Annotated in this window: 30 protein-coding genes and 1 pseudogene; 17 read left to right on the forward strand and 14 right to left on the reverse strand. The window is 54.5% G+C overall.

What is annotated here, in order from left to right; translation table 11 throughout:
* Positions 1-30: 30 nt before the first annotated feature.
* The 4 genes from J4859_RS13415 to J4859_RS13425 all read right to left on the reverse strand — a co-directional run bounded on the left by J4859_RS13415 (position 31) and on the right by J4859_RS13425 (position 1,848).
* Entirely contained in the window at positions 31-792 is a 762-nt protein-coding gene (locus J4859_RS13415; RefSeq protein WP_212330510.1) for a hypothetical protein, read from the reverse strand.
* 273 nt (positions 793-1,065) lie between these two features.
* Positions 1,066-1,188 carry a hypothetical protein gene (locus J4859_RS17165; RefSeq protein ID WP_256436756.1) on the reverse strand — a complete coding sequence of 41 codons (123 nt, stop codon included), beginning with the start codon at positions 1,186-1,188 and terminating at the stop codon, positions 1,066-1,068.
* A gap of 46 nt (positions 1,189-1,234) precedes the next feature.
* Positions 1,235-1,621, reverse strand: coding sequence for a type II toxin-antitoxin system death-on-curing family toxin (locus J4859_RS13420; RefSeq protein WP_212330512.1), 387 nt, complete (start codon positions 1,619-1,621; stop codon positions 1,235-1,237).
* Complete coding sequence (locus tag J4859_RS13425) at positions 1,618-1,848, reverse strand: type II toxin-antitoxin system Phd/YefM family antitoxin (protein ID WP_212330514.1); 231 nt, start codon at positions 1,846-1,848, stop codon at positions 1,618-1,620. Before J4859_RS13425 ends, J4859_RS13420 begins: the two co-directional genes overlap by 4 nt.
* Positions 1,849-1,959: 111 nt before the next feature.
* On the opposite strand from J4859_RS13425, the gene J4859_RS13430 reads away from it, so the two are divergent.
* From J4859_RS13430 to J4859_RS13445, 4 genes are all read left to right on the forward strand, one after another.
* Entirely contained in the window at positions 1,960-2,160 is a 201-nt protein-coding gene (locus J4859_RS13430; protein ID WP_212330515.1) for a hypothetical protein, read from the forward strand.
* Positions 2,161-2,295: 135 nt separating this feature from the next.
* Positions 2,296-2,706, forward strand: a complete 411-nt coding sequence (locus J4859_RS13435) for a transposase (RefSeq protein ID WP_212330516.1) — start codon at positions 2,296-2,298, stop codon at positions 2,704-2,706.
* A 212-nt stretch (positions 2,707-2,918) separates the two neighbouring features.
* Positions 2,919-3,158: a transposase gene (locus tag J4859_RS13440; protein WP_212335365.1), complete on the forward strand. Its 240-nt coding sequence runs from the start codon at positions 2,919-2,921 to the stop codon at positions 3,156-3,158.
* A gap of 9 nt (positions 3,159-3,167) precedes the next feature.
* Positions 3,168-3,308 (forward strand): hypothetical protein, encoded by a 141-nt coding sequence (locus J4859_RS13445; RefSeq protein WP_212330517.1) that lies wholly within the window; start codon positions 3,168-3,170, stop codon positions 3,306-3,308.
* 74 nt (positions 3,309-3,382) lie between these two features.
* Here the strand turns inward: J4859_RS13445 and J4859_RS13450 are convergent, their stop codons facing one another.
* The 4 genes from J4859_RS13450 to J4859_RS13465 all read right to left on the reverse strand — a co-directional run bounded on the left by J4859_RS13450 (position 3,383) and on the right by J4859_RS13465 (position 6,758).
* Positions 3,383-3,826, reverse strand: a complete 444-nt coding sequence (locus J4859_RS13450) for an Rrf2 family transcriptional regulator (protein WP_212330518.1) — start codon at positions 3,824-3,826, stop codon at positions 3,383-3,385.
* A gap of 11 nt (positions 3,827-3,837) precedes the next feature.
* Positions 3,838-4,329: a hypothetical protein gene (locus J4859_RS13455; RefSeq protein ID WP_212330519.1), complete on the reverse strand. Its 492-nt coding sequence runs from the start codon at positions 4,327-4,329 to the stop codon at positions 3,838-3,840.
* A gap of 274 nt (positions 4,330-4,603) precedes the next feature.
* Positions 4,604-5,362, reverse strand: coding sequence for a DeoR/GlpR family DNA-binding transcription regulator (locus J4859_RS13460; protein ID WP_249113655.1), 759 nt, complete (start codon positions 5,360-5,362; stop codon positions 4,604-4,606).
* Positions 5,363-5,471: 109 nt separating this feature from the next.
* A complete protein-coding gene (locus tag J4859_RS13465; RefSeq protein WP_212330521.1) occupies positions 5,472-6,758 on the reverse strand; it encodes an alcohol dehydrogenase catalytic domain-containing protein in 1,287 nt (428 codons plus the stop codon).
* 338 nt (positions 6,759-7,096) lie between these two features.
* Between J4859_RS13465 and J4859_RS13470 the strand changes: the two genes are divergently transcribed.
* The 5 genes from J4859_RS13470 to J4859_RS17175 all read left to right on the forward strand — a co-directional run bounded on the left by J4859_RS13470 (position 7,097) and on the right by J4859_RS17175 (position 11,306).
* Positions 7,097-8,974, forward strand: coding sequence for a PTS mannitol transporter subunit IICBA (locus J4859_RS13470; RefSeq protein WP_212330523.1), 1,878 nt, complete (start codon positions 7,097-7,099; stop codon positions 8,972-8,974).
* Positions 8,975-9,213: 239 nt separating this feature from the next.
* Positions 9,214-9,798, forward strand: a complete 585-nt coding sequence (locus J4859_RS13475; RefSeq protein WP_212330524.1) for a DNA-3-methyladenine glycosylase I — start codon at positions 9,214-9,216, stop codon at positions 9,796-9,798.
* 270 nt (positions 9,799-10,068) lie between these two features.
* The gene (locus J4859_RS13480; RefSeq protein WP_212330525.1) at positions 10,069-10,332 is read left to right on the forward strand and encodes a hypothetical protein; all 264 of its coding nucleotides are present in this window, start codon (positions 10,069-10,071) and stop codon (positions 10,330-10,332) included.
* Positions 10,333-10,335: 3 nt separating this feature from the next.
* Positions 10,336-10,791, forward strand: coding sequence for a transposase (locus J4859_RS17170; protein ID WP_212330526.1), 456 nt, complete (start codon positions 10,336-10,338; stop codon positions 10,789-10,791).
* Positions 10,740-11,306, forward strand: a complete 567-nt coding sequence (locus J4859_RS17175) for a transposase (RefSeq protein ID WP_212330528.1) — start codon at positions 10,740-10,742, stop codon at positions 11,304-11,306. The genes J4859_RS17170 and J4859_RS17175 overlap by 52 nt, the downstream gene beginning before the upstream one ends.
* Before the next feature lie 466 nt (positions 11,307-11,772).
* On the opposite strand, the gene J4859_RS13495 is transcribed toward J4859_RS17175, so the two are convergent.
* Positions 11,773-12,558 (reverse strand): DUF4428 domain-containing protein, encoded by a 786-nt coding sequence (locus J4859_RS13495; protein WP_212330531.1) that lies wholly within the window; start codon positions 12,556-12,558, stop codon positions 11,773-11,775.
* 290 nt (positions 12,559-12,848) lie between these two features.
* On the opposite strand from J4859_RS13495, the gene J4859_RS13500 reads away from it, so the two are divergent.
* From J4859_RS13500 to J4859_RS17945, 3 genes are all read left to right on the forward strand, one after another.
* Complete coding sequence (locus J4859_RS13500; protein ID WP_212330533.1) at positions 12,849-13,049, forward strand: hypothetical protein; 201 nt, start codon at positions 12,849-12,851, stop codon at positions 13,047-13,049.
* A 594-nt stretch (positions 13,050-13,643) separates the two neighbouring features.
* Positions 13,644-14,189 (forward strand): methylated-DNA--[protein]-cysteine S-methyltransferase, encoded by a 546-nt coding sequence (locus J4859_RS13505; RefSeq protein ID WP_212330535.1) that lies wholly within the window; start codon positions 13,644-13,646, stop codon positions 14,187-14,189.
* Positions 14,190-14,207: 18 nt separating this feature from the next.
* Positions 14,208-14,447: an Ada metal-binding domain-containing protein gene (locus J4859_RS17945; RefSeq protein WP_371812262.1), complete on the forward strand. Its 240-nt coding sequence runs from the start codon at positions 14,208-14,210 to the stop codon at positions 14,445-14,447.
* 260 nt (positions 14,448-14,707) lie between these two features.
* Here the strand turns inward: J4859_RS17945 and J4859_RS13515 are convergent, their stop codons facing one another.
* The 4 genes from J4859_RS13515 to J4859_RS13530 form a co-directional block, all read right to left on the reverse strand.
* Positions 14,708-14,944, reverse strand: coding sequence for a hypothetical protein (locus J4859_RS13515; RefSeq protein WP_212330537.1), 237 nt, complete (start codon positions 14,942-14,944; stop codon positions 14,708-14,710).
* Positions 14,945-15,667: 723 nt separating this feature from the next.
* Positions 15,668-15,832: a hypothetical protein gene (locus tag J4859_RS13520; RefSeq protein WP_212330538.1), complete on the reverse strand. Its 165-nt coding sequence runs from the start codon at positions 15,830-15,832 to the stop codon at positions 15,668-15,670.
* A gap of 629 nt (positions 15,833-16,461) precedes the next feature.
* On the reverse strand, positions 16,462-16,914 hold the full coding sequence (locus J4859_RS13525; protein WP_212330539.1) for a hypothetical protein: 453 nt from the start codon (positions 16,912-16,914) through the stop codon (positions 16,462-16,464).
* A gap of 420 nt (positions 16,915-17,334) precedes the next feature.
* On the reverse strand, positions 17,335-17,793 hold the full coding sequence (locus tag J4859_RS13530; RefSeq protein ID WP_212330540.1) for a hypothetical protein: 459 nt from the start codon (positions 17,791-17,793) through the stop codon (positions 17,335-17,337).
* A gap of 588 nt (positions 17,794-18,381) precedes the next feature.
* On the opposite strand from J4859_RS13530, the pseudogene J4859_RS17950 reads away from it, so the two are divergent.
* The 5 genes and pseudogenes from J4859_RS17950 to J4859_RS13555 form a co-directional block, all read left to right on the forward strand.
* Positions 18,382-18,480: pseudogene (locus J4859_RS17950) on the forward strand (hypothetical protein); the annotation flags it as partial.
* Positions 18,481-19,154: 674 nt separating this feature from the next.
* Positions 19,155-19,505 carry a family 1 glycosylhydrolase gene (locus tag J4859_RS13540; protein ID WP_212335369.1) on the forward strand — a complete coding sequence of 117 codons (351 nt, stop codon included), beginning with the start codon at positions 19,155-19,157 and terminating at the stop codon, positions 19,503-19,505.
* A 174-nt stretch (positions 19,506-19,679) separates the two neighbouring features.
* Positions 19,680-21,101 carry an ATP-binding protein gene (locus tag J4859_RS13545; RefSeq protein ID WP_212330542.1) on the forward strand — a complete coding sequence of 474 codons (1,422 nt, stop codon included), beginning with the start codon at positions 19,680-19,682 and terminating at the stop codon, positions 21,099-21,101.
* A gap of 680 nt (positions 21,102-21,781) precedes the next feature.
* The gene (locus tag J4859_RS13550; RefSeq protein WP_212330544.1) at positions 21,782-21,976 is read left to right on the forward strand and encodes a hypothetical protein; all 195 of its coding nucleotides are present in this window, start codon (positions 21,782-21,784) and stop codon (positions 21,974-21,976) included.
* 141 nt (positions 21,977-22,117) lie between these two features.
* Positions 22,118-22,426 carry a hypothetical protein gene (locus J4859_RS13555; RefSeq protein WP_212330546.1) on the forward strand — a complete coding sequence of 103 codons (309 nt, stop codon included), beginning with the start codon at positions 22,118-22,120 and terminating at the stop codon, positions 22,424-22,426.
* A 644-nt stretch (positions 22,427-23,070) separates the two neighbouring features.
* On the opposite strand, the gene J4859_RS13560 is transcribed toward J4859_RS13555, so the two are convergent.
* Complete coding sequence (locus J4859_RS13560; RefSeq protein ID WP_212330548.1) at positions 23,071-24,441, reverse strand: transposase; 1,371 nt, start codon at positions 24,439-24,441, stop codon at positions 23,071-23,073.
* Positions 24,442-24,773: the final 332 nt, after the last annotated feature.

Consider the following 24,773-nt stretch of genomic DNA (forward strand, 5'->3'; position numbering starts at 1 on the left):
CCTTGTCAAGCGTGCGCGGCGGAAACTCCCTTACAAGTGCGTTATCCACGATTGCACCTCTTCCTTGCTTCCGGGCAGGACGAGCCGCCATCTGGCAACCCAGCTTACCGATTTAACGCCCGCAGGCCCCAGACGGTAAGGGCCTGGCCCCAGCCATTCCTCAAGCAGAGAAAGACTCTCTTCGTTCACATGCCATTCAGCCTGTTTCTCGGACAGCAGCCATCCAACGCGGGACACCATAGAAGGCCCTGCATCGATGGCCAGCACAACCAGCTCCTCCACGTTGAGATATATAAAGGCGCTCAGGCTTCGCACTGCCTCCTCGATTCCTCCTGCCAAGGCAGGCTTCCCCAGGCAGTCCACGACCGTCTGCTCCCTGGTTGTGGCAAGATACGCACCTGCAGGTGATCTCATGGTTTTCGACCTTGCGTTTTCCACCGGCCCGCAGGGGCGGTATGCGATGCCTCGGAAGTCGAATTCAGAGTGCACGATATCTGAGCGGAAGCGACATACGAAGCCCACATTATGTGCGACGCCGTGCGCTTCAAGAGCCGAGTGGTACGAGATGACTGCACCGGCATCGAGCGCAGTGACGACTTCCGTCTGTTCTACGGAGACATCCTTGAACCGGCCATGATTGGAGACGAGGAGACCACGACGCGCACGCTCCACGGCACCCGATTTCACGGCGAGGCGCAGCTGCTCCTCGGCCGATGCCGGAGAGTCCATCGCCTCGAAGAGTGAGGATGTGGTGAACACATGGTGGCTATTTATGTAGTCAGTAAACTTCATACTGCAAATTTTATCATGTAACCCCAATTTTTTATTGGGGTTTCCATATATGTATAGCAGCATATCGTGCAGCAACACCTTGAAAGCGAGAACGCTTTGAAAGTCAGCGGTTCAACTTCTTTCGAAGGGCCACAGGAATCCAACGAGAGTCTATAGCGCACACAGTGCTCAATGCGAAATGGACGCCGTCTTCACAGGAAACTCCAAGGGGCAGAAAGTGGGCTGCGGCAATCGGATAGCCTGAACGCTCATTCAGTCCATCGCTCCGAGAGATTAGTTACTCCACTCGATCGCTGCAGGCAGCTTCGGGATGATGTCGCAGGCAAAGCGGCACACACCGACAGAGCGGATGCCGAGAAGAGCGGCGACACCTACCTCATTATGGACGGCAACCAACCACAGCGCCCTTGTCTCAATCCAGCTATCCCCATTAGCACTTTGGCTAGCTGACAACCGCCTCGACCCATTCGACGAGCTGCTCAAAGGAGGTTGTCCCGCTAGCGATTCCAAGCATTTCAGCGAGGAACTCGTCATGTCGCGGCTTGAACTCATAGCCAGCAAGCCTAAGACAGGTACCAAGCAGCGCAGCGCCCGTTCGCTTGTTGCCATCCACAAAGGGATGGTCGCTGATGATGCCGTAGCAGAGCCTGCATGCTTTTGCCACATCGCTGCCATAGAGCTCGATTCCCCCGAACGTCTGATGGGGCCGAGCAAGTGCAGACTCCAGCATTCCTTCGTCGCACACGCCGCCGACGCCACCGAACTTCTCTATTGCAGCAGAATGGATAGCAAGGACCTGGCTCTTCCCTATCGTCACAGGCCCACTCATTTGGCAAGCTCTGAGAAGACGTCGGTATACTCATCCATGAAGTCGACCGCAACATCGAGCGCATCGTCTGTCGCTGTAGACGCAGGCTGGATGATTACCCACGGCTTGTTGTTCTTGAGCACCGTTACAGGGCGGCCTGTACGGTTTACCTCAGCCGTAACCTTCGAAAAATTGGGCTCTTCGGTAGTTTGTGTGGGTAGCCCGCCATAGCTTTGCGCAGCTCGCATGCAGAAAACACGCAGTCTCAAGACGAACGGCCCCGCGAGGGGCCGCCCCGCGCCGTTTTCCCGAAGGATTTCACTTCGTCAAATGCATCCGATACAAAGGGAGGTAGGCGCATGGGAACGATTCTGCACTACGTCCTGTCGCTTGTGAAGACTGTCGTGGTGGGAGCCGGACTCGATAGTCGTGCGGGTGAGGCCGCACAGGCGCGAGCAGCTGAGGTGCCCGGTGTGCGGGCGCCGCTGCAGCTGCCACGACCACGTGCCGGCGAGGCGGTGGAGGGCGATAGGCCTCGCCTCCTCGAGGTGCTACCTTAAGTAGCGCCCCGCACGCGTGAGTTGCCCCGAGCACGCAGTGCTCGTCGAGTGCGTGCCATGGGCAAGGGCGGGATCGAGGTTCACCCGTGACTTTAAGGACTAGGTGGCGTGCCTTGCTGCTCACAGCCCGCTCTCATGGACTGCAAGGCTGGCCAGGATCGAGTGGAAGAGCGTGGGCGGCATCTACAGACGGGTGTAGGAGGAGATCGAGGCTGCACGCGGACAGGGCCACATCGACGGCCTGAGGCGCAAAGGCATAAGACGAGCTACAAGAAGGGCCACAGATACCTCACGCTCGTTGTCGACCATGATCTGGGATGCCTCGTCTGGGCACAGGAGGGATACGGCAAGGAGGTGCTGTCGCTTTTCCTGGACGGGTTCGGGCGCGAGCAGAAAAGCTCGATCGAGGTCGTCACAGCAGACGCAGCGAAGTGGATAGAAGAGCTACTCCGGCGTCGCTGCCCCAATGCAAGATGGGTCATGGACCCCTTCCATGTGGTCGAATGGATAAACGATGCGCTCGACCAGGTGAGGCGCGACGAATAGCAGGCAGCAGCACGGCCACCCGCCAGGCAGACAGGCAGGCGAGGGCCGCAAAGGCCCAGGGCGCGGCACGTAGAGCTCAGGGAGCGTGCGCGCAGCCTCTCGGCGGAGGCCTGTCGCATCAAGGGGAGCAGCTATGCGCTCGCGAAGAACCCCCAAGGACCTGAGCGCGCGGCAGAGGGAGCGGCTCTTAGAGCTGAAGCGCGCAGAGGGCCATCTTCCGCGCAAAGGATGCGCATGAGGCACAAGGGCTGCTCGATGCTTGGCTGAAGGCCACCGCATACTGCAGGATCGCGCCCGTCGTCGCAGTCGAGAAGAAGGTGAGGCGCAGGCGTGCCGACGTGATAGCCGCCGTCGAGCTCGAAACCGGCAACGGGCGCGTCGAGAGCATCAACAACAAGATCAAGGTCACCATAGCCAGCGGATACGGATTTTGCAACACCGACAACCTCTGAGCGCTGATCATGCTGCGCTGCTTTGACGAGCAGCCTGCGCTGCCCTGGGAGGACAGGGCCGAGGAGGCAAGGAAGGTCGAGGCAAGGAGGAAGCACGACAGGGAGCGGTCAAAGAGGCGCCGGAAGGAGCGCGCCGCCTCTACCGGCTAACTTTCAGCCACAGGAATCAACGAAGGCTCTAAATTAATGACAGAAGATACAGCTGGCTGGGCGCATGCAAATCTCTATCGCAGTACTTGTCCATTTGCCTTAAGCACTGACTGCATGACTTCTCCCACATTCTTGCTCGCAAGTTCTGCCTTAAAACTGTCCTGTATCACATGAAGATCCTTATCAAGTGCCTCATGGATATGGCCACCGACCGGGCATTTGGGATTCGGGTTCTCATGGAAGCGGAACAGTTTATCAGCGCTATTAGTTTCTACCGCGTTGTAGACGTCGAGGAATGTTATCTGAGAGAGCGGGCGTGTCAGGGTAATCCCGCCTGGGCCACGCTTAACTTCAATGAGGCCAGCATGGCGAAGCTGATTCATGATGTTACGGACAATAACCGGGTTCGATCCGATACTGCCTGCCAAGAACTGGCTGGTAACCCTTCGCGTCTTCCTGAAATACTCTGTGGCCACCAATAGATGGATCGCAATGGTGAACTTTGTCGATACTTGCATGAGCACCTCTCCTATTTTTGCTCTATCACGTGGATGAAACAGATGCTGAAACAATTTCCACAGTAGAGACAGTGTTCCTGCTCAACCACATATAGAACGCTCCCATGATCAATGCACTCCTGTGGGCATACCGGCAGACAGGTGTCAGTGATAACAAAACCTCCCGCAGGTTTTGGTTCAGATGCATCGACAAGCGTGAATTCCTCTCTCGTTATCGGCTTCGTCGACAGGTCAAAGAACTCCCTTTTACCATCACTCATCTTGAAGACCCGCAAAGCTTCCCGGGACTGCTCATTCGGATAGACCTTCACCATATACAGATTCTCAGCAAAGATCTCATCCAATTTCTCAGTTCCGATATTTTCGACGTAGCCACCCAGCGAGATTGCCTGCATACGCATTGACGCCTCTTTACGGCTCATGCCTTCTCCACCGCACATGCCGGTCATTGCGATGTAGTGGGTATCCATCAGCTGCCGATAGAATCCCCTGCCCTTCGCCATGAGAAATTAGAGAGTCTCCCCATCAGTGAACATCATATCGATCGCACGCGTTGCCGGATGTCCCCCATTGCCGACTGTAGCCACGACAACCGCATGGATATCATGCACTAAGATGATAAAGTCATGATGTAATGATATACTTTATATCATAGTGAAGCAGTAGCACACTGTCATATCAAAAATGCAGATATTCTTGTGTTTTGTTACATCATTCGTCGCACATGGAACGTTACATGCTGCTTCATGCTGTCCTATACAAGCGTACCGATGGCGCTTACTTGGTGAGGATATCCACGTCGTTGTCTTTGCACAGCTCACGGAACTCCGCGGAGATCCCTTCAGTTGTCACAACAGCGTCGATCGCGTCAAGGTTGCAGACAGAGAAGGTGGAACGTCTGCCTATTTTGGTTGGGTCCATCAGGACAACCACCTGTTCGGCACTTTGGATGCAGGTCCTCTTGAGGCTTGCCTCCTCGTCACTCCCACAGGTAAATCCTGCTTCTGCGGAGAAAGCAGTGGCTCCGATAAAAGCGATATCGAAGGAGAGCCCCTCGATCTCCTTACTGGTTCTGCTGCCATAGGTACTCAGGGAAAAACGGTTGAGCCTGCCACCGAGGATGATCGGCTGTGCCACCTCAAGCCGGGCCAATTCATTGGCGCAGGAGATACTGGTTGTAAAGATAAAGGAGCGGACATCGGGTAATGCCGCAGCCAACATAGTTGTCGTACTGCCTGAGTCAAGGAAGATCGTACTGTTAGGGCGTACAAGCTTTGCGGCTGCTGTCGCAATCTGACGCTTAGCGTCAACATTTCTCGTTTTTCGGGCTCCAAGTAAATCATCAGTCCCCACCACGAACTCAACGGAACGAGCGCCGCCGTGAACACGGATGATCCGGTGCTCCTGGTCCAGTGCTTTCAGATCGGTCCGCAGTGTCATCTCAGACACATCAGGGAAGGCCGCCTTCAGCTGAGCGAATGAGATATTCCCCTCTTGATTGATAAACTCAACAATTGCATTTCTCCGCTCTTTCACACTGAGTCCCTTTCCCCTCTTCAGACCCCCATGCTAGCAAAAGAGGCGCGACGTGCTTTGCAGCGCCGCGCCTCCTTCATATTCATACAAACATGTTAGTTACCGAGGGCTATCTAGCCTCTACGTCAGGCCAATTCTTCAGAACGTAGCGCTCTGCTTCGGGATTCCACAGGCCATTGTTCTTGTCGACAATGTCTGCCAGATCGCCGTAGCGCTTATCCTTTGCAGCCATCTTGCGCAGGTCAGCCAGAGCAACCAGTGGCATCTCCTTGTGGGTGTAGATGAGCTTCTTACCACCCGGGATGTTCGGCAAGTTGCAGGTCGTCTCGCCGGCAACGTTCAGGCCACCGATGTGGGTGATCATGACAGCCGGGTTCATACGGCCCTCTTCGGTCATGCGCAGGGACTCGATCATATCGGAGGTGTTACCGCCGGTGGTGCCCATTACGTGGTGGGAGCCATAGTGGACCTCGTAGAAGTTGATCGGCGCGGAGAACTTCTTATCGGTCGGGCCGGAGAAGAAGTTCAGGCAACCGTCGCGACCGAGCAGTGCATCGGACAGGGTGACGACCGAGGCAACCGGTGCGTAGCACAGGACATCGTCGAAGCCCTTATCGTCCTTGGTCAGGGCACGGATACCCTTGATCTGTGCATCGAGATCACCGAACTTGCCGTTGTTCACAAAGTGTAGCTCAACGCCGGTCTCCTTCTTGACCTGCTCAGGCGGGAAGAGTGACTCCGCGCGGTCGAGACGGTCCTGGTTGATGTCAGCGACGACGAGCATGCCCGGTCTTCTGCCGCGGTGAATCGCGTAGGTCAGGCAGCCTAAGCCCATCGGGCCTGCGCCTGCGACGATTGCCATGTTGCCGCCCTCTTTAATGCCCATATCGTGGACATAGACACCCATGTGGGTGTGGTAGGCAGCGTTCAGCGCACCGATTGAGCAACTCAGCGGCTCTGCCAGAGAGGCTTGAAAGTAAGCCTCGCCGTTGTAGACCAGGAAACTGTTGGTATCGAAGATCTCGTGAGGAAGGATGCAGTAGGTTGAGTCACCGCCGCAGAACTCATAGGAGTACCCGGGGGAATCCATAGAGCCCTTGTAGTTGATAGCCGGCTGAATCGTGAACTTCTGACCTGGCTTGTACTTATCCTTATATTTAGTGCCAACCTCTACGATGTCGCCCGCAAACTCATGGCCGGTGATTGCCGGATGCTCAGCGACGTCTGCGTGGACGCGCTTGTGGTTGACACCGAGCTTCGCCATCTTATAGGTGGACATGCAGATGGTGTCGGATACCACGCGTACCAGCATCTCATCATCCTTGATAGGAGGAAGCTCAAACTCGTCGAGTCTCAGGTCCATTGCCGCATGAAGTCTCACTGCTCTTGATTTCACGGTATTCTCCTTTCGCCTTTGTGGACGCCCTCTTTGAGCGTCCAGACCATCCAACCATTCAAACACTTTTATTTCAAAACTAATTTTAGAGTAATTGTTGTTTTAAAACTGTCAAGAGGAAAGTCAAAAATTGTTTAGTAACGCCATATAACAGTGTGATCATTTTATGGAATATTGCAGGTAAAACGCTTAGCTTTACCGTTGATTTTACGCTTACCGCCGACTTGCTACCGCTCACCTGAGATTGTTGCTTTGATAACTATACTGTTGAACCAAAAGTTTACATTGTTGTTAGCAAAGATTTTATAGGCGTGCGTGTTCTTTAGAAAGGGGTATGAATGGCTAAGGCAAAAGAAGGCGTACAGCGCTTTGGTAAATTCCTCTCCGGAATGGTTATGCCAAACATTGGCGCATTTATCGCGTGGGGCTTCCTCACCGCAATATTCACAACAGGAGGCTGGTTCCCCAACGAACAGTTGGCAACCATCATCTCCCCGATGCTGAAGTTCTTAATTCCTATTATGATCGCGGGACAGGGTGGCTATATGGTCGCCGGGAACCGCGGCCGCGTGATCGGCATGATCTCCATCGTCGGCGCTATCGTCGCTTCCGACTACACGATGCTGATGGGCGCCATGATCATGGGACCGCTTGCCGGCTGGATCATCAAGAAGTGGGATAGATGGGCAAAGACCTGGACCCCCACCGGCCTTGAGATGCTCGTCGACAACTTCTCGATCGGCCTCATCGGCCTCGCACTCGTTATCTTCAGTTACTACGCTGTCGGCCCCCTCATGGGCGCGATCCTCGTGCTCCTGACCGCTGGCACCCAAGTCCTCGTTAACAATGGCCTCCTGCCGTTCCTCGCCTTCTTCATAGAGCCGGCAAAGGTCCTCTTCCTCAACAATGCAATCGGCAACGGTATCTTCGTTCCTATCGCGACTGAGCAGGCGCTGACCACCGGTAAGTCCATCATGTTCATGCTCGAGTCCAACCCAGGACCTGGCCTTGGCCTGCTTTTGGCCTATGCTTTCTTCTGCAAGGATGACGACACCAGACAGTCCGCCCCGGGCGCTATCATCGTCCAGTTTATCGGCGGCATTCACGAGATCTACTTCCCCTATGTCCTCATGAACCCGAGGGTCATCATCGGCCCCATGCTCGGCAACTTCGCCGCAATCCTTTGGTACGTCGCTACGGGCACTGGCCTGGTTGGCCCCGCATCGCCGGGTTCCATCATCGGCTTCCTGAGCATGGCACCGGGCGGAGCGATCGTCCAGGTACTCGTCGGAGTCGGCCTTGCGGCAGTCATCTCTTTTGCCGTGTCCTCCCCGATCGTGCGTGCCTCTGACGTCAGCATCAACGATCAGTCAAGCTCTGAGGAATCCGCTGAGGCAGTCGCAGCAACACTGGTTGCTGATAAAACCGCAATCACTGCAGGCTCCGTCGCCAAGGTCGTCTTCGCCTGCGACGCAGGCATGGGCTCCTCCGCAATGGCAGCAAGCCGCTTCATGAAGCGTATCTCCAACGTGCGTCCCGATATCAAAGTTACTCACTCCTCCGTAGACGAGATCCCAAGCGACGCAGACGTCGTCGTGTGCCAGAAGACCCTGGCAGAGCGCGCTCACAAGAGCGCTCCTTCAACCGCCCAGATCGTCGTCATCAACAACTTCATGAACGACCCTACAATCAATGCTCTCCAAACCCAGCTCACCACATCTGCTACCACTCAGAAAGCTGCTGTCGCTGCTACCAATGCCGCCAGCAAGGCAACTGAGCAGACACCAAAGCCTGTCAACGACGTCATGACCGCAAACGATGTCAGGCTTGGCCTCCCCTCTGTCTCCCGAGAAGAAGCAATCCGTCAGGCCGGCCGCATGCTCGTGGACGCCGGATGCGTCGACGAAGGTTACATTGACGCAATGGTCGAGCGCGACAAGGAAGTCAGCGTCTACCTCGATAACGGAATCGCTATCCCCCACGGCACCAACGCTTCCAAGAAGTTCGTGAAAAAGACCGGCGTCGTAGCCCTGCAGTACCCCGATGGCATCGACTTCGACGGCAACAAAGCCTACGCCCTCTTCGGTATTGCCGGCAAGGGTGACGAGCACCTGGAGGTCCTGGCCAAGATCGCCGGAGCCCTGGATGACAAGGCAGCCGCAGACAAACTGCGCACCTCGAAGTCTGTCGATGACTTCCTGAAGGTCTTAAGTTAGCCATCCGCTTCATACGGAGCACCACGCCGCAGTACCCCCATGCTTCACACAGCGTGGGGGTACTGCTTTGTTATACCGATGTAGGGAAACCATACAGGCTAGCCAGAACAAACAGAGAGACTCTATAAGCCCCGATTGCAGCCAGCATCTGATAAATACCAAGTGACTCTATCGAGCTTCTAAGAAGCGCCGGGGTGTAGCATGGCACTACCACATTTGTATGAAAGAAGGTCTCCCCTATGGAGGATCCATATAACCGCTGCGACTGGGGGGCAAAGACGCCCCTCACGATAGAATACCACGACGAGCGCTGGTGTAAGCCCGTGCATGAGGAACAGGAGCTCTTCGCGATGCTCTCGCTTGAGATCATGTCCTCAGGCCTCTCCTGGTCCCTGATCCTCGACAAAGAGACCGGCATGCGGCAGGCTTTCGATCAGTTCAACCCCGAAGTCGTAGCTACCTACGATCAACCTAAAATCGATGAGCTACTCAAAAATTCCTCCATCATCAGAAATACCATGAAGGTCAACGCTATCGTACAGAACGCAAAGGCGTTCTTAGCGATCGTACAAGAGATCGGCAGTTTCGATGCTTATATCTGGTCCTTCTCAGATTATCAGCCTATAGTGCACCATGCTACGAAGCTCAAAGATATATCAGCACAAAGCAAACTCTCCGAAACGATCTCCAAGGACTTCAAGAAACGTGGATTCAGGTTTGTAGGCCCCGTTATTGTTTATTCATACCTGCAGTCCATCGGGATCTATAACGACCACTTAGAGGGCTGTCCCTGGAAATACACCCATGGTCAAAACAGAAAGTAATGCACAATACATCGCTAATAGAGTCTTAACCTTTGCACATCTCCACCATAGTTTGTCTTACCACAGGTCACACAAGGTTACTGTGCCTCTATGTTGCACTGATATGGGTTAAAAAAGGGCTCTTCGCTACTTATGGTGGGTAGCACTCCTGTATCCCCTTGAGGGTGTGGCCTTTAAACGGTAGGATTTTCCCCGACAGGAAGCTGCGTTCTGGAGGTGCGATATGGATGCTTAGGGCAGGCATGCTGGCAAGGCTCTTTAAGAGATCCCTTGGGACTCAGCGACGAGTGGGAGGTCTCCGATATCTGGTTTAAGAAGCGCGAGGGAGCGCAAGACGAGCTCCATGTGAGGGTCGCGCACAGGAGGGGCCAGGCAGTCGAGTGCCCCGTATGCCACAGGAAGTGCGGCACCTACGACACGCGCGAGAGGACCTTGTGGCATCTTAGCATCTGGCAGTGCGATACGATCGTGCACTGCGCGCTGCCCAGGGCCGACTGCCCCAAAGACGGCGTGCATGCCACAAGGATACCCTGAAAGGTGCGGCCGAAGACGCACTTCACAGCGCTCTTTGAGGCGCAGGTGATCGTGATGGCGCTCTCGGGAATGACCGTGACGGCGATAGCCGGGCTGATACACGAGACCGACACGCGCATATGGAAGCTGCTGGGCAAGGCCGTCGACGAGGCGAGGGATGCCGCCGACTACTCGGATGTCGTGCGTGTGGGCATAGACGACACCGCAAGGAGGCGCGGCCAGAGCTACATCAGCATCATGGCCAACCTCGACTGTCAGCGTGCCGTGGCCATCACGCAGGGCAGGGACAAGGGCGCCTTAGGCAGGCTCTGCGCCGAGCTTAAGGAGCACGGAGGGGACCGCACGAAGGTCTTAGAGGTCACGCGCGACATGGCTTTAAGGCATACTCGCTGGGGGGCGGCGCCAAGATGCCCCAGGCCACACAGAGCGTGGATAGCTTCCATGTGGTGCAGCTCCTGATGAGGGCGACAGACCCTGTGAGGTGCCAAGAGAGGCGCGAGTCCGCCTCGAAGCGCTGGCAGCTCGCAGGGACGAAGTACGTATGGCTCAAGAGGAGGGAGAGCCTCACAAAGCGCCAGCTCGCGAAGAGGGAAGAGCTCGACCCTGCGAAGACCCATCTCAGGACGGCACGCGCCTGCCAGATGGGAGAGGCGCTGCAGGACGTCTACTCATGCCCCGACAGACAATCGGCAGGCAGGGGCCCAGAGTGTCTCTGCTCGTGGATGATGCACTCTGCCGTGGCCGAGATGAAGGCCGTGGCAAGAACGCTCCGCAAGGAGCGGGAGGGGATCTTGAACTGGTGGAAGAGAGGATCCACCAACTCGTTCCTCGAAGGCCTCAACTCGGTCGTCCAGCCCGCCCGCAGCATCGCCAGGGGCTTCAGGAGCATCGACTACTTCAGGACGATGATCTTCCTCCGGCTGGGCCGTCTGGACTTCACGGCCCAGAAGAAGCTGGCATACGCTACCCACTAGAAACAGCGAAGAGCCTTAAAATAGACTATCGATTATACAGAGATGGAATATCTATCCATCAGATCTGAGGTGGACCCTGAACTCTGCACAACTCTAAGCAACGAGCGCAGAAGCCACCTGGGGCAAATTACAAGGCGGGTGCAGACACCACGCGTCAACGAACTGCTGCAATGACGCCCGAGAGGGCCCTATGGACTTCCGGTGTGGGGGACGCACACGGGTTTTCGATAGCGCACTCGTGAGCTTTTGGAAACCCACCGCTCCGGCCACCGGACCGGGAGACCGAACCTCGCTGGACTTTCAATAGCACGGCTCGAGTTGAGCCTCGACCAGCCCGAGCCTTGCCACATTGTTGGAAGGCTTTGGGCATTGCCCAGGTTGAAGATCTCAAAAAGGTTCTCAGAAGCCGTAGCGCACCGGGAACGAAAAGCACCGCCCTTTCTCACGGCGGGACGGCACTCGTGCGTTATAGGCCTAGCAGCTGTTTCTTCTTGGCATCGAACTCTTCCTGGGTGATGATACCGTCGTCGAGAAGGCCCTTGAACTTACGGATCTCATCGGCAGCATCCACAGTGGCCGATCCAAGGTTCTCTTGCTGTTGGTGAACCTTGGATTTATTTTCCTCAATGATAAGCTCAAACTTTGACGCTAGCTCTTGCGCAATCTCCATGTTCAATCGATAAATGATTCCATCTTTTTTTGTGCCAGTGCTAATCAGCTTGATGAAGAACGCGGGGTCTTTATAACCTTTCACGGTTACCTTTACCTGAAGACTGTCACAGACCTCTTTCTGCTTCCTTGTCGAGGCGCCTACAATGGCACCGGCTCCGCCAAAGAGAATCCCGCCTACAGCAGCTCGTCCAATTCCGCCCTTCGCAATCGACAAGCCGTTCTCTAGAATTTCGTAATCAACGATCTGCGAATAAGAGAACTTCGTGTAGTGCTTGGCTTTTGAGTTGATATAAGCTGAGTTCGAGAGGAGAGCGACTTCCTCATCGTCATTAAACTTACCGATATCTCCAATATTGTCCGTCGGCTTGAAATTCTCGATGTATACTGTCTCCTCGTCGCGTTGGCTCAGATACTGCTGGAGTTCTTCTAACGTCATCTGCGCGGGGATCATCTTCATATCATCTAGGGTAACGCCCATCTTCTTGAAGCATTTTTTGCAAACGACCCCATCTTTAAGCTGAAGCTTCCTTGACATCACGCCAATTTCAGCACCGCAGACCATACATGTCTTCTTCGCCATTTAAGGCCCATCCTCTCTCGCTCCTGTAACGTGCCTGCCGGTATACAGCAGACACACCTCTTTCCACCGAGACGATTATCCTCTTGTCTGCTATCACGAGAGGAGAAATCTTGACCCTGTTAGACCATTGTAGATATAGGGAAGCGAAAAGATGTCACGGGGTCACCCTACAATCGGGTTCGACTAAGAAACCGACCTGAAGAAGGCCCCGCATGCTCGACACGATACGACAACTAGCAAAGTAGCTGACCCGCAAGGAGAAGGTCGCGCTTACCGCCGATCTCAAGCGCATGATAGCCGAGAAGCTAACATCGCAGGCCGATAAGTCCGCCACATGCCCGCAGCTCACCAGGCACGTGTGCTCGCTTACAGCAGGGACAGGCAAGCTGCTCGCGCAGTCGAAGTTAGCAGCATCCCAGTGGATGGAGCTTACCCAGTGCCTAGCTGGCAGGATCACACAGCACAGGTGTGAGAAGAGATGCGGCGTGTGAGTGTACAGCGTCTAGTTCATGCGCCAGCGCGCATGTGAGGCGATAGCGTTAAGGCTTAAGTTGTTGTACGCCGTCGGCAAACACTTCGCAAAGAGCCTAGCCGACCACCATGGGGCAGGCTCATTCGAGATGGTGTTCCCTCAAGCAGCGCAGTGCCCACAGCATCTGTGTGCGGGGGCTCTCTAACCTACAGCTCTGCGTTGTCTACGGCGTAGACAAGCTCGGCGCGACGGTAAGGGCCAATATGCAAGCGGCCTGGTCAACCTCGGTGTAGCGCACGTCACAGGTCAACTCCATGCACTTGCGGCTTAAGCACTTCATGGATCGCATCCGCAAGGTCTCGACCAAGCATCTCTAACACTACCCAGAAGTAGTTCTGCTACAAGGAGCAGCTCCGAAGATCGGACGGCGATAAGCGCGAGCAGATCTACAGGCACAAGTGAGACAGCGTCTACCACACCACCCAGAGAGACTATATGGGTATGCCGATTGTGTTCCCTAAGTACTGGGAGCAGGCGACATGACCTCATACCCACAGTGGTCTAACAGAGTCAAAACCTTTAGTATAGAGAGCAAAGTCTAAAGGAGCAAGCAATGCAATACACCTGTGCTATCTACCAATCCCCGATCGGTGCCCTCACACTCTGTGACAACGGAGCCGGCCTCTGTGGCCTCTGGCTCGAGGGACAACGATACTTTGGTATGCCCATCGCCAAAGGTACCGAGCTGAATACCTATGGAACCACACCGACCCTGAAGAAGGCTTGTACCTGGCTTGATGAGTATTTTGCCGGTAAGGCTCCTTCCCCTACCGACCTTCCTCTTGCACCGGAGGGCAGCGACTTTCAAAAGGCTGTATGGAAAGAACTGCTCGCTATCCCCTATGGGGAAACGACAACGTACGGAACAATCGCAAAGAGCCTTGCAGTAAAAACAGGCAGACGAGTGGCAAGCATTGCCGTAGGGGGTGCCGTAGGCCATAACCCCATCAGCGTCATTGTCCCTTGCCACCGAGTAGTGGGAGCAAACGGCAGCCTCACCGGCTATGCCGGTGGGCTCGACCGTAAGATTTGGCTCTTAAAGCACGAGCATGTCGATATGACCCATCTCTTCAGGCCTAAGACGGGGACTGCGCTATGAACAGACAGATGTGGCATGATGTACAGACACAAAAACAAGGTATTCGGCCTCTCAAAGGAAGACTTCTACCAGGCATTCAAAGCAAAAGATTCGCGCTTTGACGTCCAAGTCTTTATCGGCGTCTCATCCACCGGAATGTGTAGCAGACCGGTACTCCCATATGCCAAGATTGCGAACTACACCTTCTTCGCTACTGTCACAGAAGCAGAAAAAAGCTCTTCGCTACTTATAGTAGGCAGCACTCTTGCATCCCCCTGAGCACGTGGCGCCCAGATGGCAGGATTTTGGCGACAGAAGGCTTCGGTCCAAAAGCGCAAGATGGATGCTTAAGACAGGTATGCTGGCAAGGCTTTTTAAGAGATCTCCTGGGGGCGCAGGGGCGAATGGGAGATCCTCGATGTCTGGTTCGGGAAGCGCAGATGAGTATAGGACATCCTCCATGTGAGGGTGATGCATATGAAAGGCCAGGTAGTGAACTACCATATCTGCCACAGGCGCTGTGGATTGGCAATATCCAGCTAGATGGGATAGACGGAATCGGGAGGGACTTTTCCCTGAATTTGACCTGGCTCATCTAACTTAGCTTTAAGTGTACCCACTCGTAGCTGTACCACCACCTGATCGCTGAGCTTGGCCTGCAGCTCATAGAGGCTCTCAAAGCGCTTACGGTAGGCGAACTCGGCTTTCTGTATCTTGTTGGTAGACTCGACAATAGCGTTGTCGCAGGGGCAGCCCTTCGTACACCTCGACCGCATGATCCCGAAGAGCTCGCCTATCGCCGCACTGTCGAACCTAGGGAAACGATGATTAATGCCCCATAACGTGTTAGAGGGGACTGACCACACGACTTTTCGCGGCCGGTATGTGGGAAAGGCAGGGAAGGATGCCCATCCAGCACGTGCAGAAGCCGCTATCCTTACATCCGTCCTGCCCCATGCACCGCAAGAAGGCTCCAAGACGGATCAAGCGACGCTGAGAGCCAGGAGGTGCAGCCTGCCGGCAAAAGATGCACATGGGTAAGGTTTGCAAGGGCGAGAAAGACTTGAGTGTGCAGGCATCTTCTCTATCCTCCTGTAGCGCTTCCTTAAGGGATCGAAGCGCCGCTTCACGATAAGGAAGGGTGCTTCTGCCTTTGAGCGGATGGATACCTTCCTGGACTCGATGCCTTTCTCGGACAAGAGTGCACAGGCAAGACCTTCTATGGTCGAAGGCTTCCTTAGCAACGCTTTAGCGCATAGATGAGAGGTGTGGGTCTGCTGTGACCTTAAGGGCGCTTCGCTATACCTCTATAGCCTAAAGTCTGCGCAGCAGAACCTGTCATCTTCCCTTACGAGTGTGTGTGCCACAGGATATGTCAGATACATTCTAGGCGATCGTCTCCACACCATGCACAAGGCCACCTGCGGCATCCACGCCGATATGCGCCTTGTATCCGATACGCCAGGCTCCCCTTTTCTTGGACTGGTGCGCTTTAAGGGTTACGCGTACGGTCTTGGCTCTTCGTGAAGCTTTAGAGCCCAGGTGAAGGTCACATCCACCATGGAGCCGCCCCGTGCCGTGATCCCTGCCGCTTTAAGGCTATGGCGGAATTTCGCAAGTGTCGTTGCATCTGGTACCTGCGCCTGCATGAGGTCTGCGTGCACAGAAGCGCTGCCAGGAGTAGCAATCCAGGATAGCATCTTTAGGTTCTCTCGTCTTAAGAGAGCAAACATTACCTAAAGCAGGATACATCCTAAGCATCGTCTTTGCAGTGCGCACATGCCTGACAAGAGCCTGTCAGTGGTAGCTGGTATCTACCAGAACAATCCAGCTGTCCCACACAACGATTGCATCCATCCGCCCCAGGTGTGCCTCTCGCCGGGTCTTCTTCCTTAGACCTTAGGATTTAAGGTCTTGAAAGCTCATCTATCTGTCCATATCTGTCTTTTGGATATGCTGGAATGTGTGGATGTAGCTATACCATATCCAGAAAGACAGATAGGCATCTATGTGGGTATGGGCACTGTGTGGTTCGAGACATTTTGAGCCGATGTCATACAGCGTGTGGCCCCACTGGCCTCATCGAGGCGAATTAATCATCGTTTCCCTAGCTCTGTGGCGTTCAGCCCTTATTACAAATATGGGGCATATATACTCCAGGAAGTCCTCTCCGACACATATCATGAGCGCATAATTCGCTAACGGTAAAAGAAGGCAAGGTCCGTGGACAAACCTGTGTTCTCGGACCCTACAGTGACGGTCGCTATGATCCGATCGGCATCAGTCGTATCCCCTATGCTTGGCCAAACTGCTCGAGATTCTCACCACGCCAATAGAGGTGGTTGGCGATAGCGAAAAGGTTTGACTTCAGACCGGTTGGTGATTCACGCTCCTCAGCGGACAGCGTGTAATCAGACAGGAATGCCCAACCACAGCCGGTCTTTTCAATGCTACACTTCTTCAGGGAATCCGGCTCCTCGAAGTTTGAGAAGCCTGCGGTAGCCACCTCATCGAATCTTAACTCAATCTCCGGCCAGTTGCCGCTCTTGTCTTGGGGACCGAATCTCAGCTTCAGAGAGAACTCATCTGTGTCGGTGTAGTAGTGTCCCTCTAAAGCCGTCTCTGCCTTGTCCGCGCGAGCAAGAGGGTCATAGTGCATATCGATCACATACCAGTTGTGAAATCCTCCCATGCGCTTAATGAACTGTTTTGCCTCTGCATCATCTGTTATCTCATTCCATGCCATGTTTAAAACCTTTCTGTCTGATTAGTTCTCTGATCCTTAAAATAACTATCTAGTACTTTGTATCGTTATATTTCTCTATAGTAGGACTTTTAAGAATGATACAGAGTATCAATTAATAAGTAATTCCGATTTAATCCCTAAACCTCTGGGATATTCCTCTTATCGTTCACTGATTCTCTATAAGTACTCTGTTTTAATTTATATAATCCCCTTGCTGAGTTTCTTACAGCCCAGAATCGAGCTTTCAGTACTGTAACCTCATATAGGAGAGCTCGTAGTCTCATGCAGTCGATCGCAACGAATCGTTAATGCCAAACTATAAAAGAAAGTATCACCACCATTGCGTGGCATTCATGTTAAGCCATCAAACAGTGAGACGACGCCTCGTATGGCATAGAACTTTTTACAGTACAAGATCCCTTATTCGATAACTGCACGCACGGTATTCGGAAACTCTGCCACATACCCCGCCGGCTCAGGTACATACAACAGTCCATAACTTACCGATATATTCCAATCCGTGGGTACCGTCCACAGGAGTGGGTGTACCTCTCGCCATATTGGCAATGTCACCAATGCCAGCTCCTCATTAACAGCACGGTTAAAGATTTCTGCACGATACTGCAGGAGATCAACCAGCTTGATATCGGGATAGTCACGGTGTATACGGTCACACAGTACATCAATATCGCCATCCCATCCACGCCGGACCAGCATCAAGGAGTGCCTGCGCAAATCATCTAAGGTCACAGCGTCGAGTGAAGCCAGCTCTCCGTCGATTGAGACCGCGCAACGCAGTGGTTCGCGGCAGAGTTCCAGCCCCGCACAGGAATGCTCTGCGAGAAAATTGTTGTCGAAGACGCCCACAATCACATCCATGTCAAACACGAGATCCGCAAGCCCACGGGCTACCCTTGCCCATTCTCGAAGGTCACTACCTGCAGGCTCATCCCCGGACATTGTTTCTTGATCTTGGGCCACAGCCTGGCTAACAGTGTCGACGGCATCATGAACGACACCCTAACCCGCACGATCCGCTTCTCTTCATGCTGCACCATACGGGCGCGAGCTACTGACTCATGGGAGTACTACACGATATGTTTGGCATCCTTCAGCAGGCTCTCCCATTACAGTGAGAGATAGTCCCTAGGGAAACGATGATTAATGCCTATGCCGGCCGCAAAAGGCCACGTGGCTGGTCCTTTCTGGCACATCATTGGGAATTAATCATCGTTTCCCTAGAGTAGTTCGTCGGCTCCCAGCATCTCCATCGAAGACCTTGTGGGGGCGGCAGACAAGGGAGCAGCTTAAGTGCAGGATGCGCTTCTACTTACACCTGTCGCTTCTGATAGCAGACAAGCTTAGATACCTGTAGATCGACAATGGGGGGCACTGGCCTCATCTTCTAGATTGTCTCGATAAGCTATAAGAGGGGCTCGACGGCGCGTCGGTAAGCGTGGGGATAGCATGTGGGCCGACGTCTTCGGCAATGCGCCTATAGCCTTAGCCATAGCCGACAGGCTATACTACCGCTGCCATCTCATACGCATCACGGAAAGCTCCTACAGGATCAAGGACCTGCCTGCAGCCAGCCTCTCTCAAAGGAGGGCACAGGCACCGATTCTGGCTGATCCTATTGCCCCGGCTGGTGCAGATATATTGCCCAAATCGGTAAGTCTGGGGTTGACTTTAACAATCGAGGACGACTACCTGTTTTCCATGGTGGGGAGTGACCTACCTGAAGGCCAGGGCCGACCACAGGATCTGCCCGATGGGGCTTGACAGGGACGCGATGAAGGAGCTCATAGGGCTTAGGCTTAAGGAGTGAAAGCCACACGAGACCTGGAAGAGATTCCTCTCCTCACTGCGCGCCTGTGGGCAGTCGGGCATGAGCATGTTTACCTTAGATGCCCACGAGGGGGCCCGCAGGCGACACACAGGTGCACCAGGACCTCGAAGGCTCAACGCCGAGGTGACGCGCGCCCAGAAGCTCATCGCTATATTCCCGAGCGAGGACTTACTCATCAAGCTCGTGGGGACCTACCTTATCGAGGAGAGCGACAGATGGGCGGCAAAGAGCAAGCAGTACTTGCCTGCCGGCGGTCGAAGAGCTATGAGAGGAAAAAGGAGGCGCTCGCAAAGATAGCCTGTACACAGCGGCAGATGAGGCTTGATTTGTGATGGCTTGCAGACGGCGGTTGCTTATGAGCTAATTTACACACAAATTTGGACTTGACTGCATCGAGAGCCGCTACCATCTCCCGATCCTCATCACCGAGAATGACATGGGCGCCCGAGAGGAGGCAGACGCTGACGGCGTGGTCCACGACCAGTACCGCATCGACTACCTCGAGGCCCACATGCGCCAGACAGAGCTTGCCGTGGCAGACGGCGTCAACCTCATCGGCTACTGCCCCTGGGCCTTCGCCGATCTCGTGAGCACGCACAACGGTTCTGCCAAGCGCTATGGCTTTATCCGTGTCGACCAGGACGATACCGACACCAGCACCTATGCCCACACGCCCAAGGACTCCTTCTGGTGGTATACACACTCCATCGAGACAAACGGTAAGGCGCTCCACGGAGCATAAAGAGTCACATCTTCAGACTGACACGCTAGCCCAGCAATGTACCCGGCAGGACTTCTGCTCTTCCTGCGATTGCCTGAAGCCTGCAGCCGCATCATATCTTCGGTTCTGCGTGCTGAATATTATTTTTACGTACTATATAGTACGTGTTATATCACCGGAGATTGGAGGGCTGACATGTTCGTTGCGCGCGAAAGAGAGCTTGCATCGCTTGAGCAGATGTACCGCAAGAACAGTTTCCAGATGGCCATCATCTATGGCAGACGACGCGTAGGCAAGACTGCACTCATTGACAGGTTCATCGAGGACAAGCCGGCACTCTACTTCACTGCACAGCAGAGGACGATACGACAGAATCTTGAGCTCTTCAGTATGCAGGTCTATGAATTCTTCTCGATGCCGCAGACGCTTCCGGCTTTCTCGTCGTGGCACGATGCAATAGCGTTCGTTGCAGACAAGGCCGCCAGCTGGACCGATTCGCGTCCTTTCGTCTTTGTCTTCGACGAGCTACCGTATGCCGTCGAGACGGAGCCATCTCTCCCATCGGTGCTGCAGACAGCAATAGACCACGGGTTTGTACAGACGAATACCAAGATCATTCTCTGCGGTAGCAACGAAGGGTTCATGGAAAGCGAAGTACTGAGCAATAGGAGCCCCCTCTATGGACGCCGGACCATGCAGATTCATCTTCAGCCGTTCGACTACCTGGACGCGGCGAAGATGCTTCCTAGAACTAGCCACGAGGACCTCATCGTCTACTATGCGACATTCGGCGGAACGCCGTATTACCTCGCACAGATCGATACTGCAGAAAGCTATACCGAGAACGTGCGCAGGCTCTGCTTCAGCCCGCACGGGCTACTCTATGAGGAGCCTCTGATGCTTCTGCGCGAAGAGCTTCGAGAGCCGGCTTTCTACAATTCCACGCTCGACGCAATAGCCGCCGGCGCAACTTCATCTTCCAGAATCGCGGAGCAGGCTGGCATCAATCCGAACTCCATCAGCAGATACCTTAGGATACTTGACGGCCTGCGCATCATCGAGAAAGCGGTTCCCCTCGGAGGAGGATCTTCCTCCAGAGATGCCCGCTGGCGTATCAAGGACCCTTTCTTCTCCTATTGGTACCGCTTTGTAAGCAGATATCTCGGCAGCATCGAAGAAGGAGCGGGCGACGCTATCGTGCCGTATGCCACCCAAGGCCAGGCATTTGCCACCTATGTTGGCAAGCAGTTCGAAACTGTCTGTCTTGAATGGGTACGCCGGCAGAGCATGGAGGGCAGGCTTCCCTTCGCAGCGCTCGAATTCGGGCAGTGGTGGGGTACCGATCCAGAAAAGCGGGAGCAGACCGACATCGGTGTGGTAGCCACAAACAGCATCGAACACAAGTTATTGGTCGGTGAATGCAAATGGCGCAGCTCATTCAATGAGAGCGCTGCAATAGAAGCGCTTGAGCACCGCTCCACCCTCCTCAAAGGATTCATCAGACGCTACTTCATGCTCTTCACAAAGGAAGAGACGAGCAAGACGACACAGGAGAAAGCATATGCCAGAGAGGGCCTCCAGCTCGTGACAGCAAACGAGCTGTTTGAAGAGCTTTGACGAAGCAGAGGTGTGTTAGAGCCGAATCATCCTGTACCACTTCGTGCCGTACTCATCAGTACAATATTGAATGATACGGAACTGTAGTGCATCCACTCTAGGGAAACGATGATTAATTCGCCTCGATGAGGTAGCTGGGGCTGTACGCTGTATGACATCGGCTTAAAATGTCTCGAACCACACAGTGCCCATATCCACATAGATGCCTATCTGCCTGCGGATATGTTATAATTACAGCAACGTATTCCAGCATATCCAAAAGGAAGATATGGGCAGATAGATGAGCTTTTAGGACCTTAAATCCTAAGGTCTAAGGAGAAAGACCCGGCGGGAGGCACACCTGGAGCGGATGGATACGATCGTTGTGTGGGATAGCTGGATTGCACTGGTAGATACCAGCTACCACTGACAGGCTCTTGTCAGGCATGTGCGTGCTGTAAAGACAAAGCTTTAGGATGTAGCCTGCTTTAGGTCATGTTTGCTCTCTTAAGACGAGGGAACCTAAGGATGCTATCCTGGATTGCCACTCCTGGCAGCGCTTCTGTGCACGCAGACCTCATGCAGCCGCAGGTGCCAGATGCGACGACACTTGCGAAGATGCGCCATAGCCTTAAAGCGAGAGGAGTTCGGCAAGGCTATGCTTCACGATCTGAACTTAGAAGCTTGAAAAGGCAGGGATCATGGGCGCAAGGCGGCTCCATTGTGGACGCGACCTTCACCTGAGCCTTAAAGCTTCACGAAGAGCCAAGACCGTACGCGTAACCCTTAAAGCGCACCAGTCCAAGAAAAGGGGAGCCTGGCGTATCGGATACAAGGCGCATATCGGCGTGGATGCCGCAGGTGGCCTTGTGCATGGTGTGGAGACGATTACCTAGAATGTATCCGACATATCCTGTGGCACACACACTCGTAAGGGAAGATGACAGGTTTTTCTGCGCAGACTCCGGCTATACCGGTATAGCGAAGCGCCCTTAAGGCCACAGCAGACCCACACCTCTCATCTATGCGCTAAAGCGTTGCTAAGAAAGCCTTCGACTAGAGAGGGCCTTGCCTGTGCACTCTTGACCGAGAAGGGCATCGAGTCCAGGAAAGTATCCGGCCGCTCAAAGGTAGAGCATCCCTTCCTTATCGTGAAGCGCCGCTTCGATCCCTTAAGGAAGCGCTACAGAAGGATAGAGAAGACCTCCTGTATGCTCAATGTCTGCTTCGCCCTTGCAAACCTTACCCATGTGCATCTTTTGCCGGCAGGCTGCACCTCCCGGCTCCCGGAGTCGCTTGATCCGTCTTGGAGCCTTCTTGCGGTGCATGGGGCAGGACAAATGTAAGGATAGCGGCTCCTGCACGTGCTGGATTTCCGCATTCCGGCCGCGAAAAGTCGTGTGGCCGGTCCCCTCTAACACGTTATGGGGCATTAATCATCGTTTCCCTAGAGGTGTATTGGGCACCTTTGTCTGAATGAAAGGCTGCATTTTCTGCCACATATCCTCGACACTGAGCCACTTCCAGTGTATCTACCACACTATCGGCTCCCGTTCTATCCAACAGCGATCAAGCCCACCACCATGTAGGTGTTCAGCTCTCACACAGCAAGAAAGATAGAGCCAGCCCTTTTCCACGAAGAGATAGGTGATATCTCCAACAAGCTTATAGGTGGAGCTAGGGAAACGATGATTAATGCCTATGCCGCCCGCGAAAGGCCACGTGACTGGTCCTTTCTGGCATATCATTGGGAATTAATCATTGTTTCCCTAGGGCTCGTGAAGTCACAATGTATAAGATCAGGCTTTGGTTTGGCATATCTGTCAGGGACTGTGGCTCTCTTCTGATCTGTAAAGGGGGTGAGCCCTTTATTCTGGTTCAGTCCTGAAACCTGTGTGCGGGCCTATCATGCCGCAGCCCCGGAAGGCTTCGAATAGCGCCTGCTCGCATCGAATATCTTGAGGAAGAAGTACTCGTCGTTAGGGTATCCCTAACCTGCCCTCCTGAGCGTCTTGATCATCTGGTTCGTGCCTTCGACCTTGCCGCTGCTGATATGGTGGCGTGCATGGGCCACGATGCCGTCCATGTGGCTCTCCACGAGCCTGGCGAACCACTCGAAGTGCCTGTCTTTCGTGCCGCGGCAGACCTCGACTATCCTCTCCATGGCATCGCGCATGTGCTTCTCCTGCCGGTAGGCATACGCCCGGCTGAGCATCTCACCCGCGATGTCGCAGGCAAAGGGCAGCTCGTTTTGGGATATGAGGTCCTCGCAGCGCTTCCTGGCTCCTCCCTTCTGCAGGACCTCCTGCTTGCCGAAGAGGGCGCTTCCCCTTGATACCACCTTGCCGGCCCGTGCATCGCGCTCCTTCCTCTTGCTGGTGTCCGCACAGGACTTAAGGATGTATGTGGAGCGCTTGAGGGACCTTGCAGCCTCGCTGTCTCCCTCCTCCTTAAGCCTTGCCTGCTTATCCTTCCTGACCTTACAGATGACCTTCTCGTTGAAGTTCTTGATGAGGTGGAAGTACTCGTAGACGATGTCCAGATGCGGATGGCGCTTAAGGAAGGCGCGCTCGAAGTCGGCGTTCATGTCGCAGGCGATTGCCTCCACATACAACATCCACTCGCTGCCCACGAAGTCGCAGAAGTCATACACGACCTGCTTCCTCTTCGTATAGGCGAGCCAGAGCACGTGACCGGTCTTAAGGTCGATGATCACGGTGGCCCAGCGGCGGGCATTGTGCAGCTTGAACTCGTCTGCGCCCAGGTAGTGGGCCTGGCGCTTGGGCTTCCTGAGCTTCAGCCTGCTGCCTTCGCCTTCCGTGTAGAGCGCAGAGAGCCTTGCCCTGTCGATCTTTTTCACGACGTTCCTGTTAAGGCCGGCCATGAGCGATACCGCCTTGAGTGTCTGGCCCAGGGCAAGCAGGTCACACACGAATGTCAGGAGTGGCAGCGTGATGCGCTGCCCTGGCGCCCTGAAGGGAACATCCTCGATGCTGGAAGTCCCGCATTCCCTGCATGCCCATCTTGGCCGCAAGACCTCGACCCTTGCCCTCTCCATGCCCAAAGGGAGGTGCCGAAGCGCAATGGGGACCTGCCCGTTGCCCTCCATGGCCTTTCCGCAGCAGGGGCATGAGGGGGCTTCCCTTGCAGCCAGCCTGCCTGGGACCGTGAGGATCTGCACCGGCCTGCTGCATCGTCTGGCCGAGGTGCCGAACTCCTTGGTGCGCACGCTCTCCTTAGGCTTTCCCATATGCACGAAGCCTTCGAGATGAGAGGGGATCTGGATGAAGCCGGGAGCACACATCTCATCGGCATGGGAAATGGCGGGCAGCTGGGCTGCCGGCGATGCTACACTTGTCATCGCACTCCATCCTTGTTCGGAGTCTACATGTTGCGATGCCAAGATTCTAGAGGATGGCCGCTCTTCTGTCTCTGGGGGCGCTATGCCGCTGGCATTCGCCCACAGCTTTTAGGATTGAACCTTTATTCTTAAGCTCGCGCATGTATCTTCTTACCCTGTAGAGGGTAGTGTTGGAAAACTCATCAGCTAGATAGCAGTGGTGTGAACCTAGCCCCAAAACCTCTGTCAGAGTCCACCCACACCCGCCAGATAGCCTCTGTAAGCTCACCTCACCTATTTCTGTGGTGCTCCTGCGAAACACCCATGAATAAAAGCTTGAGCGCAATACCTTA

The organism is Atopobium sp. oral taxon 416 (assembly GCF_018128285.1).
GTDB lineage: Bacteria > Actinomycetota > Coriobacteriia > Coriobacteriales > Atopobiaceae > Olsenella_L.

What these genes read in the sequence shown, in the direction of transcription:
- J4859_RS13420 (WP_212330512.1), bottom strand. Translation starts at nt 1,621, where the DNA reads ATGAGTGGGCCTGTGACGATAGGGAAGAGCCAGGTCCTTGCTATCCAT.
- J4859_RS13445 (WP_212330517.1), top strand. Translation starts at nt 3,168, where the DNA reads ATGCTGCGCTGCTTTGACGAGCAGCCTGCGCTGCCCTGGGAGGACAGG.
- J4859_RS13450 (WP_212330518.1), bottom strand. Translation starts at nt 3,826, where the DNA reads ATGCAAGTATCGACAAAGTTCACCATTGCGATCCATCTATTGGTGGCC.
- J4859_RS13525 (WP_212330539.1), bottom strand. Translation starts at nt 16,914, where the DNA reads ATGGCATGGAATGAGATAACAGATGATGCAGAGGCAAAACAGTTCATT.
- J4859_RS13505 (WP_212330535.1), top strand. Translation starts at nt 13,644, where the DNA reads ATGCAATACACCTGTGCTATCTACCAATCCCCGATCGGTGCCCTCACA.
- J4859_RS17945 (WP_371812262.1), top strand. Translation starts at nt 14,208, where the DNA reads ATGTACAGACACAAAAACAAGGTATTCGGCCTCTCAAAGGAAGACTTC.
- J4859_RS13425 (WP_212330514.1), bottom strand. Translation starts at nt 1,848, where the DNA reads ATGCGAGCTGCGCAAAGCTATGGCGGGCTACCCACACAAACTACCGAA.
- J4859_RS13495 (WP_212330531.1), bottom strand. Translation starts at nt 12,558, where the DNA reads ATGGCGAAGAAGACATGTATGGTCTGCGGTGCTGAAATTGGCGTGATG.
- J4859_RS13475 (WP_212330524.1), top strand. Translation starts at nt 9,214, where the DNA reads ATGGAGGATCCATATAACCGCTGCGACTGGGGGGCAAAGACGCCCCTC.
- J4859_RS13530 (WP_212330540.1), bottom strand. Translation starts at nt 17,793, where the DNA reads ATGGATGTGATTGTGGGCGTCTTCGACAACAATTTTCTCGCAGAGCAT.
- J4859_RS13560 (WP_212330548.1), bottom strand. Translation starts at nt 24,441, where the DNA reads ATGACAAGTGTAGCATCGCCGGCAGCCCAGCTGCCCGCCATTTCCCAT.
- J4859_RS13545 (WP_212330542.1), top strand. Translation starts at nt 19,680, where the DNA reads ATGTTCGTTGCGCGCGAAAGAGAGCTTGCATCGCTTGAGCAGATGTAC.
- J4859_RS13470 (WP_212330523.1), top strand. Translation starts at nt 7,097, where the DNA reads ATGGCTAAGGCAAAAGAAGGCGTACAGCGCTTTGGTAAATTCCTCTCC.
- J4859_RS13455 (WP_212330519.1), bottom strand. Translation starts at nt 4,329, where the DNA reads ATGGCGAAGGGCAGGGGATTCTATCGGCAGCTGATGGATACCCACTAC.
- J4859_RS13550 (WP_212330544.1), top strand. Translation starts at nt 21,782, where the DNA reads ATGGGCGCAAGGCGGCTCCATTGTGGACGCGACCTTCACCTGAGCCTT.
- J4859_RS13415 (WP_212330510.1), bottom strand. Translation starts at nt 792, where the DNA reads ATGAAGTTTACTGACTACATAAATAGCCACCATGTGTTCACCACATCC.
- J4859_RS13435 (WP_212330516.1), top strand. Translation starts at nt 2,296, where the DNA reads ATGGACTGCAAGGCTGGCCAGGATCGAGTGGAAGAGCGTGGGCGGCAT.
- J4859_RS13515 (WP_212330537.1), bottom strand. Translation starts at nt 14,944, where the DNA reads ATGCGGTCGAGGTGTACGAAGGGCTGCCCCTGCGACAACGCTATTGTC.
- J4859_RS13430 (WP_212330515.1), top strand. Translation starts at nt 1,960, where the DNA reads ATGGGAACGATTCTGCACTACGTCCTGTCGCTTGTGAAGACTGTCGTG.
- J4859_RS17175 (WP_212330528.1), top strand. Translation starts at nt 10,740, where the DNA reads ATGCCCCAGGCCACACAGAGCGTGGATAGCTTCCATGTGGTGCAGCTC.
- J4859_RS13500 (WP_212330533.1), top strand. Translation starts at nt 12,849, where the DNA reads ATGATAGCCGAGAAGCTAACATCGCAGGCCGATAAGTCCGCCACATGC.